This is a genomic window from Sphaerimonospora cavernae (assembly GCF_042435035.1).
Lineage (GTDB): Bacteria > Actinomycetota > Actinomycetes > Streptosporangiales > Streptosporangiaceae > Sphaerimonospora > Sphaerimonospora cavernae.
Genome location: NZ_JBHMQT010000057.1, coordinates 66965 through 80281, shown reverse-complemented (window position 1 = coordinate 80281; position 13317 = coordinate 66965). Strand labels below are relative to the sequence as shown.

At 68.7% G+C, this 13317-nt stretch carries 10 protein-coding genes; 1 reads left to right on the top strand and 9 read right to left on the bottom strand.

Annotated features, from left to right (window positions below; translation table 11 throughout):
- Window positions 1-87: 87 nt before the first annotated feature.
- The 8 genes from ACFHYQ_RS25260 to ACFHYQ_RS25225 all read right to left on the bottom strand — a co-directional run bounded on the left by ACFHYQ_RS25260 (window position 88) and on the right by ACFHYQ_RS25225 (window position 10396).
- Window positions 88-975 (bottom strand): aldose 1-epimerase family protein, encoded by an 888-nt coding sequence (locus ACFHYQ_RS25260; protein ID WP_394303620.1) that lies wholly within the window; start codon window positions 973-975, stop codon window positions 88-90.
- Between the two features lie 160 nt (window positions 976-1135).
- Window positions 1136-2155 carry a LacI family DNA-binding transcriptional regulator gene (locus tag ACFHYQ_RS25255; RefSeq protein WP_394303619.1) on the bottom strand — a complete coding sequence of 340 codons (1020 nt, stop codon included), beginning with the start codon at window positions 2153-2155 and terminating at the stop codon, window positions 1136-1138.
- A gap of 29 nt (window positions 2156-2184) precedes the next feature.
- Window positions 2185-3576, bottom strand: coding sequence for a GH1 family beta-glucosidase (locus ACFHYQ_RS25250; protein WP_394303724.1), 1392 nt, complete (start codon window positions 3574-3576; stop codon window positions 2185-2187).
- Between the two features lie 41 nt (window positions 3577-3617).
- Complete coding sequence (locus tag ACFHYQ_RS25245) at window positions 3618-4514, bottom strand: carbohydrate ABC transporter permease (protein WP_394303618.1); 897 nt, start codon at window positions 4512-4514, stop codon at window positions 3618-3620.
- Window positions 4511-5485, bottom strand: coding sequence for a carbohydrate ABC transporter permease (locus ACFHYQ_RS25240; protein WP_394303617.1), 975 nt, complete (start codon window positions 5483-5485; stop codon window positions 4511-4513). Before ACFHYQ_RS25240 ends, ACFHYQ_RS25245 begins: the two co-directional genes overlap by 4 nt.
- Window positions 5486-5571: 86 nt before the next feature.
- A complete protein-coding gene (locus ACFHYQ_RS25235; protein WP_394303616.1) occupies window positions 5572-6921 on the bottom strand; it encodes an ABC transporter substrate-binding protein in 1350 nt (449 codons plus the stop codon).
- 341 nt (window positions 6922-7262) lie between these two features.
- Window positions 7263-8765 (bottom strand): sulfatase family protein, encoded by a 1503-nt coding sequence (locus ACFHYQ_RS25230; protein WP_394303615.1) that lies wholly within the window; start codon window positions 8763-8765, stop codon window positions 7263-7265.
- A 179-nt stretch (window positions 8766-8944) separates the two neighbouring features.
- Window positions 8945-10396: a HAMP domain-containing sensor histidine kinase gene (locus tag ACFHYQ_RS25225; RefSeq protein WP_394303614.1), complete on the bottom strand. Its 1452-nt coding sequence runs from the start codon at window positions 10394-10396 to the stop codon at window positions 8945-8947.
- 178 nt (window positions 10397-10574) lie between these two features.
- Here ACFHYQ_RS25225 and ACFHYQ_RS25220 point away from each other — a divergent pair, with 178 nt between their 5' ends.
- Window positions 10575-11249: an ACT domain-containing protein gene (locus ACFHYQ_RS25220; protein WP_394303613.1), complete on the top strand. Its 675-nt coding sequence runs from the start codon at window positions 10575-10577 to the stop codon at window positions 11247-11249.
- A 41-nt stretch (window positions 11250-11290) separates the two neighbouring features.
- Here ACFHYQ_RS25220 and ACFHYQ_RS25215 read toward each other — a convergent pair whose 3' ends face one another.
- Window positions 11291-12574 carry an ABC transporter ATP-binding protein gene (locus tag ACFHYQ_RS25215; protein ID WP_394303612.1) on the bottom strand — a complete coding sequence of 428 codons (1284 nt, stop codon included), beginning with the start codon at window positions 12572-12574 and terminating at the stop codon, window positions 11291-11293.
- Window positions 12575-13317: the final 743 nt, after the last annotated feature.

Sequence of the window (13317 nt, the reverse complement as noted above, 5' to 3'; positions counted from 1 at the left end):
CACCCGGTGAAATTATCGCGTGAGCTTCGTATGAATGGCGATACCCGCGGTCGGCCCCTGGCCCGGACGCGGCGGAGGTTCAGCCATTCAATTCTCGTTGAAGAGCGCGATGGTCCATGTCGCCTCGTGCTTGTCGCCGGGGTTCAGCACGACCAGATCGGCCTCGGAGTTGAACGCGTCCGGCGGGCAGGTCATCGGCTCCACGGCCAGCCCCCGGTGGTCGAGGTAGGTGCCGGTGCAGACCTGGACCCAGGGCATCACAGCGGGATCCCAGGCGAGCTCCACCCCACCCTCCGGGCCGCGTACCCGCACCCGGCCCACGCCGATGGCGGTGAAGGCGTTGTCGATCGCGGTGTCGCCGAGGACCCGCGAGGTCCGGAAGTCGTACGGCGTCGCCGCCACGTCCTCCAGCGCCAGTGGAGCGAGGGATTCGTCGGAGAGCAGCACACGGGAGGCCGGCAGCTCCAGTTCGTACTCCCGCACGTCGGGGCCGGCCAGCAGCCAGGGGTGCGGCCCGCAGCCGTAGGGCGCGGGGGCGCTGCCGACGTTCTGCGCGGTGAGCGTCGTGGTCAGGCCGTCGGCCGCGACGGCGTGCCGTACCTCCAGCGCGATCCTGAAGGGGTAACCCGGGGTCGGCTCGATCATGTGCGTCAGCCGGACGAAGCCGTGGTCGTCCTCGGCGGAGAACACCTCCGCGCACTGCCACACCTTGTCCGCGACCAGGCCGTGCAGCGCGTGGCCGCGATCGGGCTCGTTCACCGGCAGGTTGTAACGGCGCCCCCCGAAGACGTACGCCCCGCCGATGACCCGGTTCGGCCATGGTGCGAGCACGGTGCCGCTGTAGTAGGGGATCGGGCCCTCCGGCGGCCAACTCGTCACCAGGTCACGGCTGCCGTGGCGCAGTACGCGCAGGGCTCCGCCCCGCTCGCTGATCGTGGCGAGGTAGCCGCCGCCGAGGATGGTGTGATCGGGCACGGGGGAGTCCTCTCACCGTGAGACGTCACGAAACAGGTCAAGTACGCACAGGACTTTAGCCCAGCTCTCCGCCATGGATCCAAGATGGAGGCGGAGGCGTGGAGCGCTCCCATGACCTGTCAAGTTAATCCTTATGGCGGAGAGAGTGTGCTTCCGTCCGTCAAGCCGAGGCGCGGATCACCAGGTGTGTGTCGAGGATCACGACCGGCTGCTCCAGCGGATCGCCGTTGATGCGGGCGATCAGCAACTGAACCATCTGCCTGCCCATCGCCTCGGTCGGCTGGTGCACGCTGGAGAGCGGGGGATCGGCGTGCAGCGCGACCTTGGAATCCTCGAAACCGATGAGGGCGACGTCGTCGGGCACTCGCATGCCCCGCTCCTTGAGCACGTGCAGCGCGCCCAGCGCCATCGGGTCCGACGCCGTGAACACGGCGTCCAGGTCCGGGTATCGCTCCAGCAGTTCATGCATCGCCGCCTCGCCGCTCTCCTCGGAGAAGTCCCCGTAGGCGACGCGCTCGGTCATGCCGGTGGCGAGCAGGGCGTCGCGATATCCCGCGAGCCGGTCGACGCCCACGCCCATGTCCTGCGGGCCCGCGATCGTGGCGATGCGACCGCGGCCCTTGGAGATCAGATACTTGACCGCCTGCCGCGCGCCGGCCCGGTTGTCCATGTCGACGTAGCTGTACGGGTTCAGCCCGACCGGGCGGCCGCCCAGCACGGTCGGCACGCCCCTCTTCTCCAGCCGGCCCGGCAGGGGATCGGCGCCGTGGACCGAGGTCAGCAGGACGCCGTCCACGTGCTGGCCGGTCAGGTAGTGCTCCAGCCGGTCGTGCTCCCGGCGGTTCTGCGCCATGGTCAGGATGAGCTGGAGGCCGGTCTCCGCCAACGCCGAGCCGATGCCGCGGATGACCCCGGCGAAGTACGGCTCGTCGAAGACCCGCTGCTCGGACTCGGACACCACCAGTGCGATGGTGTCCGTCCGGTTGGTGACCAGCGTCCGCGCCGCCCGGTTGGGCACGTAGCCGAGCTCCTGGATGGCCTGCATCACGGCGTCCCGAGCCTTGTCGCTGACCTTGGATGACCCGTTGATCACGCGCGACACCGTGCCACGGCCGACCCCGGCGCGAGCGGCGACCGCTTCGAGCGTCGGTCGGCCCCCCGAACGGCGGTCACCGTTCATCTGCGTAGCCCCCTCGTCCTGTTCTGCGCCTATTCTGCCGGACCCGGCAGCCCGCCGTGCCGGATGACGTCGGCGTACCAGAGGGCGCTCGACTTCATTGTCCTGATCTGTGTCTCATAGTCCACATAGACCAGGCCGAAGCGCTTGCCGTATCCCCAGGCCCACTCGAAGTTGTCCATCAGCGACCAGGCGAAGTAGCCGTTCAGCGGTATGCCCGCCTCGACGGCCTCGTGGCAGACCCGCAGATGCGTGTCGATGTAGGCCGCCCGCTCGGGGTCGTGGATCGTGCCGTCCTCGGCGACCACGTCGTCGAAGGCCGCGCCGTTCTCGGAGATGTAGAGGGGGATGCGGGGATACTCCGCGACGAGCCGGTCCAGCACCTCGCGCAGCCCGGCGCCGTCGATCTCCCAGCCCATCGCGGTGACCGGCCGGCCGCCGTTGACGAAGCCGACGTGCTCGCTGCCCACCCAGGGCGAGCCGGAGTCCGTCGGCGCCGCCGCGGCCGACAGCGCGCCGCCGGGCGCCCCCGACACGGTGAAGCGGCTGTAGTAGTTGATCAGCAGCATGTCGAGCGGCGCGGCGATCACGTCGAGGTCGCCGTCCTCGATGAAGTCGAGGTCGGTGACCGCGCCGAGATCCTTCAGCACGTCCTCGGGGTAGCCCCCCTTGAGCAGCGCGTCCAGGAAGAACCGGTTCTGCAGGCCGTCGATGCGCCGGGCCGCGTCCGCGTCCTCCTCGCTGCCGGTGGCCGGGGTGATCGCGTAGAGATTCACGCACCCGCCGATCTGCGAGTCCGCGTTCTGGGCGCGCATCGCCTGTACGGCGAGGCCGTGGGCGAGGTTGAGGTGATGCGCCGCGCGGATGGCCGCCGCCGGCTCGCGCCGCCCCGGAGCGTGCTCTCCGGAGGCGTATCCGACGAAGGCCGAGCACCACGGCTCGTTGACGGTGCTCCAGTTGCGCACCCGGTCGCCCAGTTCGGCGTGCACGGTCGCGGCGAAGTCGGCGAAGCGCTTCGACGTGTCCCGTACGGGCCACCCCCCGGCGTCCTCCAGCGCCTGGGGGAGATCCCAGTGGTAGAGGGTCAGCCAGGGGTCGATGCCGTAGCCGAGCAGCTCGTCGACGAGCCGCTTGTAGAAGTCGAGGCCCTTGGCGTTGTACGCCCCCGAGCCGTCGGGCTGGATGCGCGGCCATGAGACGGAGAACCGGTAGGCGGTCAGTCCCAGATCGGCCATCAGCCGGACGTCCTCGGCGTACCGGTTGTAGTGGTCGATCGCGACCCCGGCGTTGTCGCCGCCCACGATCCGGCCGTCCTGACGGCAGAAGGTGTCCCAGATCGAGGTTCCCCGCCCGTCGGCTGAGATCGACCCCTCGACCTGGTAGGCGGAGGTGGCGGCTCCCCAGACGAACCCGGTGGGGAACATCAGGCCTGGGGTCTGCGTCTCGGGTCGTGTGCCTTGCGTGGTCACGCTTTGACTGCACCTTCCATGAGTCCGCCGATGATCTGTCGGCCGAACGCGATGAAAACGACGATGAGCGGGAGGATCGACATGAGCGTGCCGCTGAAGATCAGTACGTAGTCGGTGCCGTACTTCGCGTTCAGCGAGTTGATGGCGACCTGGACCGTCGGGTTGTCCGGGGTCAGCACGAGCAGCGGCCACATGAAGTCGTTCCAGGTGAGCATGAATGTGTTGATGCCGAGCACGGCCATGCCCGGCCGTACGGCCGGCAGGACGACGTTGAACCAGATCCTCAGGGTGGACGCGCCGTCGACCCGGGCGGCCTCAACCAGCTCGTTGGGCACGGCCTGGTCGGTGTACTGCGTCATGAGGAAGACACCGAAGCCGTTGAGCAGGTACGGCATGATCACCGCCTTGATCGAGCCCACCCACCCGAGGCTGACCATCACCCGGTAGAGGGGCACGATGCCCATCTGCTGCAGTGGCACCATCATGGTCACCAGGACCAGCAGCAGCAGGATCCTGCCGCCTTTGAAGCGCAGCCGGGCGAAGGCGAAACCGGCGAACGTCGAGATCAGCACCACGGACGCGGTCACCGCGACGGCGATGATCAAGGAGTTGGTCAGACCGGTCACATAGTGCGCGTCCGGGTTGGACAGCACACGCTGGATGTTCTCGCCCAGGTTTCCGCCGGGCAGGAACGGCGGCGGGACGTCGGTGGCCTCGCGGTTGGAGCGCGAGGCAATGACGATCATCCAGTAGAGCGGGAACGCCGAGATGACGATCGTGACGGCGAGCACGATCTTCGTGAACGGCGTGGCCGTCCAGATGCCGGCGGCCCCGCCGGGCGCCGTGGCGCGGCGGCGCCGCCGCGTGCCGGCGGGCGCGGAGAGCGTGGTCACTTGTTGCCCCCGATCCGGCGGATGAGCAGGAAGTTGATGAGCGATCCGACGAGGATGAGCAGGAACAGCAGCCAGGCCGCGGCTGAGGCGTAGCCGTAGTCGAACGAACGGAAGCCCTGCTCGAAGATGAACATCGAGACGGTCTGGAACTGGCTGTCGGTGCCGCCGTGGACGTTGCCGTTGTAGAACGTGGTCGGCTCGGCGAAGAGCGTGAGGCCGCCGATCGTCGAGTTCAGCACCACGAAGATCATGGTGGGCCGGAGCATCGGCACGGTGATCTGCCAGAACTGGCGCCGCCGGGAGGCGCCGTCGATCGAGGCCGCCTCGTAGAGGTCCCTGGGGATCGTCTGCATGCCGGCCAGGAAGATGATCGCGTTGTAGCCGGTCCACCGCCAGTCGACCATCGTGGCGATGGCGAGCCAGGAGGGGATGCGCTCGGTCTTCCAGGAGACCGGGTCGGCCCCGAACCAGCTGAGCACCCAGTTGATCAGTCCCCAGTCCCGGCCGTAGAGCTGGGTGAACACCACCGCGACCGCGACGACCGAGGTGACCAGGGGGAGCAGGACGCCCATCCGGACGAACAACTGGCCCTTGAACCGCTTGTTCAGCGCGTTGGCGAGCAGCAGCGCCAGCAGCATCTGCGGCACCGTCGCGATGGCGAACATCCCGAGCGTGTTGACGACCGCCTTCCAGAAGGCGGAGTCGGACAGCAGGCCGGTGAAGTTGCCCACGCCGGTCCACTCGACCGTGCCGGTGAGGTCGTACTTGAAGAAGGCGTAGTAGAGGGTGAAGCCGAGCGGGAAGAGCCCGAAGAGCAGGAAGAGCAGGTAGTAAGGAGAGACCAGGAGGTACGGCGCGGCCTTGAGGTCCAGCCAGGTCCTGAATGACCCGGGGGAATTCCGCCGTACGTGCCTCCTGTCGGGTGGGACCGGCGCCCGGGTGGGCCGGCCGGCGTCGACGTGCAGGCTCATGGGTTACCTTTCAGTGAAGCCAGGCGACCGGCACGCCGGGATGCCGCTGCGGCGGGCCGGTTCACCTGATGCGGGCGAGGGTCAGCTCAGCCCGCGGCCTTCACGGCGTCGTCGACGAGACGCTTCCAGCCGTCCGCGTACGCCACCGAGCCGTCGTCGATGGCCGAGACCACGGACTCCACCGCGTTCTTCACCTGGGCGTGCTTGACGCCGAGGAAGATCGGCTGGAGCGAGGCGGCGGACTTGGCGAAGATGTCACCGACCGGGGCGTCGTTGAAGTACTCGTTCTTCGCGCTCTGGACCGCCGGGTCCTGCTGAGCCTGGGTGTTGCTCGGCATGTTGCCCGCGTAGCCGAAGACGCTCACCTGGGCGTCCTTGCCGGTCAGGTAGTCGAGGACCTGCGCGGCCTCCTTGGGGTGCTTGGACTGCTTGGGCACCGCGAGCCAGGAGCCGCCCCAGTTGCCGCCGCCGCCGGGCACCGCCGCGACGTCCCACTTGCCCTTGCCCTCCGGGCCGCCGGCGTTGTCGCCGCTGACCACGCCGAGCATCCACGACGGGCAGCCGAGGGTGGCGAACTGCCCCTTCTTCATGCCGGTGAACCACTCTTCGGTGAAGTTGCGCAGCTTGGCGGTGAGGCCCTCCTTGCTGATCTTCTCGGCGAAGTCGTAGGAGGCCTTGACCGCCGGGTTCGAGTCGACGATCAGCTTGTTGTCCTTGCCGAAGTAGGTGACGTTGCCGTTCTTGGCGCCCTCCTGCACCAGGACCACGTTGTAGAGCGTGTTGGTGCCGTCGACGAACTTCGTGTCCTTGACCTTCTCCTGGAACTGGTGACCGACCTTGACGAAGTCATCCCAGGTAGGCCAGAGCCTGCCGACCTCGTCGCGGTCGCCTGGCAGGCCCGCCTTCTCGAACAGGTCCTTGCGGTAGCACAGGCTCATGCCGCCGACGTCGGTGCCGAGGCCGAAGAGCTTGCCGTCGGCGGTGACGCCGTTCTCCCACTTCCAGCCGGGGAAGTCGGCCTTGCGGCCGCTCAGGCCGAACTCGCCGAGGTCGGCCCACCACTCGGGGTGCGCCTTGGCGAGGCCCATGCCGCCCTCGTCGATGCCGACGACGTCGCCGGCGCCGGTGCCCGTCTGCAGCCACTGGATCATCTGCGGCCAGTAGACCTGCTCGAACTGGTCGGTCAGGTTGTCGTTCTTGATCTGGATGTCAGGGTGCTCGGCGTTCCACTCGTCGATCGCCTCCTTGTACCCGAAGTTCTTGCCGCCGCCGAAGGTCTGGACGACGATGGTGACCGGCTCGGAGGCGGCCGTGGAGGTGCTGTCCGACGCGTTGTCCTTGCCGTCGTCGGAGCTGCAGGCGGTGACGACGCTCAGGGCGAGCGCGGACGCCGCGGCGATCGCGAGCTTCCTGCCGCGACGTGAGTTGCCAGTCATTTCGGACCCCTCTCAGGTGGTATCCCGAAGTCTCGATGGGAGGGTGTGTCTCAGGCCGATCCCCGAGTCGACGGCCCGTGTTTGGCTACTGCTCGGTAACTGCTGTGTGGCACTGCCGTACCCGTTGCGATCCCTGATTGGGAGCGCTCCCACGAAGGGTCCTCCATCAGTCCCTCGGGCGTCAATACGCTGAAACCCAACTGTTACTCCGGCCAGGGTTAGCGCCAGAAAAGCGGGAATGAGGGGATAAACATCTATTGGGAGCGCTCCCATTGCCATATGGGGAGAAACGTGGGAACGGCCACCGCCCTCGGGACGGTGGCCGTCTGGTGGAGCCTCGATCACTGGAGTGGCGCGGGCGGCGCGCGTGCGGCGTCGGCCGCCACGGCCGCGTCGGCGACCTGGCAGGTGACGCCGGCGCAGGTGCGCAGCATCGCCAGTCGCGCCGAGAGCGCGACCATCAGGAAGGGATCGGCCGTCGCGGCGAGGTTGTGCAGCTGCGCCGGATCCTCGCTCAGGTCGTAGAGCTGCCGCTCGCCCGTGGCGTACTCGACGTAGCTGTAGCGGTCGGTGCGCAGCACGCCGTAGTCGGGCGGAGTCCGCGGCGAATAGTCGGCATGGGCGAACTCCACGAGCACGGCGTTGCGCCACGGCACCGTACGGCCCTGCAGGAGCGGGACGAGCGAACGGCCCTCGGCGTACGGCGGCGTGACGGCCCCGCCGAGCTCGGCGAACGTGGGCGCGAGGTCGACGGTCGAGGCCAGTGCGCCGATCGCGCTGCCGGGGGCGACGCCGGGACCCCTGACGATCATCGGGACGCGGATGTCCTCCTCGAACGGTGTCGTCTTGCCCGGTCGCAGCCGATGCTGACCCAGATGGAAGCCGTTGTCGGAGGTGAGGAAGATGTAGGTGTCGTCCAGGCGGCCGGTCCTGGCCAGCGTGGCGACCAGGTCGCCCACCATGTCGTCGACGCCCAGCATGGCGCGCAGCCGGTTCCGATGCACCCGGTCGATCCTTCGCACGTCCTTCGCCGCCAGCGGTGCGCGATCCCGGAGCCACTTCGGCTCGGCCGAGGTGTCCGCCTGGTCGAACGACGCGGTCCTCGGCGCGATCTCGTCGCTGAAAGCGTCGGCGTGCCTGGGCGCGTAGTGGGCCGGCAGGTGTGGTGCGACCGGCGCCAGGTAGAGGAAGAACGGCCCGGTCGTCGAGGTGGCGAACGCGCCGGCCCTGGCGCTGAGCACGTCCTCGAGGTAGTCGCCGGCCGCGTGGCCGTACTGCCGGATGGTTCCGTTCTCGTTCAGCGCGTAGCCGTACTCCTGGTAGAGCCGGGTGACGGGGACCGCCCACTCGTCCCAGCCCGGCGGGATGTACGACCAGCTCGCGCCGGTCGGATACTGGTTGAGGTACTTGCCCATCAGGGCGGTGCGGTAGCCGGCGTCGTGCATCCATGTCCCGACCGTGGACGTCTCCAGCGGCCGGAACTTGGGGAAGCCGCCGGTCGGCGGCCGGTTGCTCAGGACATGGTGGCTGTGCATGTACTGCGAGCGCAGGATCGACGACCGGGAGGGGCAGCACCAGGGATTGGTGGCGAAGAATCGGGAGAACGTGGCCCCCTGCCGGACCAGCAGGTTCCAGATGTTGGGAAATCGGCTGAGATCGGTGGCGTTCAGGTCGTCGACCAGGATGAACACGACGTTCGGCTGGTGGGCCGGCACGGGCTCGGCGCGCGAGGGCTTCCCGTGTGCGATGCCGGAAAGCGCGAGGCAGAGGGTGAGCGCGGCGGCGAGCCGGGCCGACCATCTCCTGCTTCTCCCAAGGAACACGGTTCTCTTCGTGAACGACACGGCAGGGATCTTTACCGCTTGCCTGACAGCGGAAACGTACGGAGCGTAACTGAATCAGCGCAAATAGTGAACATACCGTGCCAAAGATGTGCGAAGCGTCAGCCGCCGACGAGCCGCTGTCGGACGCAGTCGTGCAGGTCGCGCTCGATCCGGTGCCGGGTCTCGTCGCAGGCGGCCGACTACACTCCGCCGGCCTGCGCCCCCGGTCGGCCGACGCCGCCACCACCTGCGTAAACGCCGGGCGCTGAACCGTGAGCCGCGTCGGAGCCCGCGTCCGGAGCCGTCTCGGGCGACAGCGGAAGCCGGATGACGAACCGGACGCCCGCGTCCTCGCACTCGACCCGGATCGCGCCGCCGTGGGACTCCACGACCTCCCGGGCGATGGCCAGGCCGAGGCCGGTCCCGCCGTGGGTCCTGCTCCTGGCGGTGTCCCTCCGATAGAACCGCTCGAAAATGCGTTCACGGTCCCCCTCGGGGATGGGCTCTCCGTCGTTGAACACCGACAGCACGGCGTGCTCGCCGCTGTCGTCGCCGACCCGGCCGACCTCGGCGTGCACCCGCGTCGCCGCGTGCCGCTCGGCGTTGTCGAGCAGGTTCGCCACCACCCGGGAAAGCTGCCCGCGCAGCCCGCTGACCATCACCCCCCGGGCGGCAAGGACGTGCATCGGCGGACGGCCGCGGACCTCGGCGGTGAGCAGCTCCCCGAGGTCGAGGTGCTCGCGCACGGTGGACGGCGCGGTTCCGATCCTCGCCAGCAGGAGCAGGTCCGCGACGATCGCCTCCAGCCTGCCCGTGTCGCGTAGCGCCGCCTCGACGGCCTCCTCGGTGTCCTCCGGATGCAGGCGGGCGCTCTCCAGTTGGGCGCGGATCCCCGCGATGGGGGTGCGGAGTTCGTGTGAGGCGTCGGCGGCGAACTGCCGCTGCTGCTGGATCGACCGCTCCAGTCGGGCGAGCGCGTCGTTGGCGGTCCTGGCGAGCCTGGCGATCTCGTCGTCTCCCGGTGGTTCGGGGACCCGGCAGCCCGGGTTGGTCGGGGCGACCTCCCTGAGCTCCGACCTGATCGCCTCGACGGGGCGCAGGGCCCGTCCGGAGACCAGCCAGGCGGTCCAGGCCACCCCGCCGCAGAGCAGCAGGATCGCAACGAAGAGCCCCAGCTCCGGCAGTCGAGTGCCGAGGATGGCCGGGGTGACGCGGCCGGCGTAGACCATGTCCGAATCCGCCTCGGGAGACACCTTCACTGCGGTGATGTAGACGCAGTCCCCGTGCGGTGGCGAACACGAGGTGGCCCGGCTGACCCTGATGTCGGAGGCGGGACGCAAGGGGCTGAGTCGGCGCAGCGCTCTGGCCGCCGTGCTGGTCGCCACCACCCGGCCGTCCGAGGTGACCACCTCGATCAGGTTGATGCCGTTTCCGTTCGTCGGGACGGGGTCGGGTAACTGCCCGGCGCGGGCCTCGGCGGCGATGCGGCTCGCGGTCGAAAGGCTGTCGTCCCAGATCCGGTCGGTGACGGCATCCCGCACGACGATGTCCGCGATGATTCCCGCCGGGAGCAGGACGAGCGCCGCGGCGGCGGTGGCGATCAACGTCAGGCGCGCCCTGAGGGATGGTACGCGCAGCCAGGGGAGGGACATGACCCGAGGCTACTGATGGTCATCATGCGGAAACTTCGCGACACCGAAAAGTTGGGACCAAAGTTGTTCAAAGTGGCGCCAAGAAGCGGGAACCAGCGCCGCAAGGGGTTACTGAAACTTGCAGAAGGGATTGCTCTCGACCCGCGCCCGACCCGCCGCCGCAACGGCGGCGAAAGCCGTGTCGGAGACTGTTGGTGTCGCCCTGTTGGAGGTGGTGGGCATGCTGCTGCGGCTACGGGTCTCACTCCCGGACCGCCCCGGAGTGCTGGGGCAGGTGGCCCGCGCGTTCGGGGTGATGGGCGCCGACATCCTGCAGGTCACCGTGCTCGAACGGCAGGCCGGACGCGCGGTGGACGACTTCACCGTGTTCTGGCCCGGCCTGTTCGAGCCGGGTGAGCTGCGCGACCGGATCTGTGTGGTCCCCGGCGCCCGGGTCGAGTCCGTGTGGCCGACACGTGAGGCTCCCGGCACGAGCCCCGACTACGACCTGCTCGGCCACGTCGCGGCCGAACCGGAACGCGCGGTCGTCACGCTGGTCGACGCGATGCCCGACGTGGTGAGCGCCGAGTGGGCGGTCGCGGTCGACTCCGGCAGCGGGATGGTGCTGCATGGGAGCTGGCAGGCGCCGGAGGACGTGTCGGCCGCCGACCTCACCCCGCTGCGCGCCTCCGCCCTGACCCGGGACGGGCTGCACCTGGCGTGCGTGCCGATGGACGGGGCGCACCTGGTCGTGGCGCGGGAACAGGGGCCGCCCTTCCATCAGGCCGAGCTCGACAAGATCTCCAGGCTCACGGGCATCGTCTGCGCCCTGGTCCGGTCCACCACGGACCGGGAATCCAGGGAGACAGCGTAGCGACACTCCTTAGGCCGCTCCCGGACGGCCCTTCACGGCCCCTATCGGCGGGGTGGGTCGATCCGGGCGCCGTTCTGGGTGAACAGCATCAGGCGGGAGATGTCGATGGCGACCCGGCCGTGTTCCCCGGCCCGCCATACGGGGCGGCTGCCCAGCCGGACGATCAGATCGGCCCGCCGGTGCGTACCGTATCCGGGCGGTGGCGGCACGTACTCCTCTTCCTCCTCCTCGCGTGGCCCGCCGCCGCTCAGCAGCCTGCGCACGATCGAGCGGGTCTTCCCGCTCGACGCGCCGCCGTTCATGTGCCGGCGGGGGTCCGGCGGCTCGGGCACGGCGACGGAGGGGATGCCGGCCTCCAGGTAGGCCAGCCATTCATGGCCGTGGTACTCGAGAGTGCGGACCCGGCCGAAGAAGCTCGGTCCCTCCGTCTTCTCCGGTACGGGTGTCAGTCCGTCGGGCCGGATACCCACGATGATCTGTGACCCGGTGTGCTGCGACACAGCGTACGCCCTTGGATCGGTCCACGGCATGGTGATCTGATGCGGGCCGAAATCCAGCATGATGAACTGGTTCTGCGGCGTTCGTACGGTCGCGGCGAGCAGGTTGAGCTGCTGCGAGTTGAGGAACGCGGCGGTGAAGGCGGTGGCCGGGTCGTTGTAGACCTGGGCGGGGGTGCCGATGTCCTGCAGCACGCCCCGATTCATGATCGCGATGCGGTCGGCGAGCGTCAGCGCCTCGACCTGGTCATGCGTCACGTAGATCGTGGTGACTCCCATGGCCCTTACCAGCGACGAGATCTCCATGCGCAGTTCGGTGCGCATGCCGGCGTCCAGGTTGGACAGCGGCTCGTCCATCAGGAAGAGGGACGGCTGCCGTACGATCGCGCGGCCCATGGCGACGCGCTGCCGCTGCCCGCCGGACAGGGTGCCCGGCCGGCGGTCCAGGGTCTCCTCGATGTGCAGCGCGCGGGACAGCTCCACCACCCGCTCGCGGACCATGTTCGGGTCGCTCTTGGCGATCTCCATCGGGAAGGACAGGTTCCCCCGGACGGATCGGTGCGGGTAGAGCGCCCCGTTCTGGAACACCATCGCGACGTCGCGGTCGCGCGGTGCGAAGTCGTTGGCGAGCTGGCCGGAAAGCCATAGATCGCCAGAAGTGATCTCCTCCAGCCCCGCGATCATGCGGAGCAGCGTCGACTTGCCGCAACCCGAGGGCCCGAGCAGGACGAGTAGCTCTCCCTCGTCCGCACGCAGGCTCAGGCGGTCTACCGCGAGGTATCCCCCCGGGTAGACCTTGGTCACGTTGTCAAGGACGACGGTGCTCATCAAAGCTCGTTCCTCCCGGGCGCCGCGCCCGGATCCCCAGCCATCGGTTGTGATTGATGAGGTAGTACATCGCGTACTGGCCTCGGATGTCCATACATAGAGTGAACAATCCGGCAACTACCTGGACATTTCGGTGACCGCAAACCTTCCTCTCCGGAAAGTCTTCTGTCAGGTCAGGCCCGAGGAGGACCTGCGGTCGCCCGAATGTAACGAGTTTGCAGAAACTTTCTGCAAGCCCTTTCGTCGCGGTTCGCGGGCCGGTACGTTCCGGCGTAAACCCCCCGAACAAGGAGCACAACCAGATGCGGCGAGTCATCTCGGCCGCGGCTACCGCCGCGGCGCCGGCACTGACGGCGGTGGCATGCGGCGGCTACGGCGGCTCGCGATGATCTTCAAAGGCCCGTGGTCGAACGCCGACAACCTCGGCGGCAAGGTCTTCGCTCACCGACGCGTTCGTCGCCCGCCTGGCCTGGACCATCGTCTGGACGGCGGTGTGCGTCGCCCCGCACGTGGGCATCGGGCTGGGCATGGCGTTGCTGCTCAACCGGCCGATGCGCCTGCGGTCGGTCTACCGGGTGCTGCTCGTGCTGCCCTGGGCCGTACCGGCGTTCGTCTCGGCGTTCATCTGGCGACACCTTCTCAACGGCGAGTTCGGCGTGATCAACGCCATGCTCCGGGCGGCCAGCCAGATGTTCCCGGTGGCGATCCTGATCGTGCCGATCTACAACCCGCCGGCCGGGCTC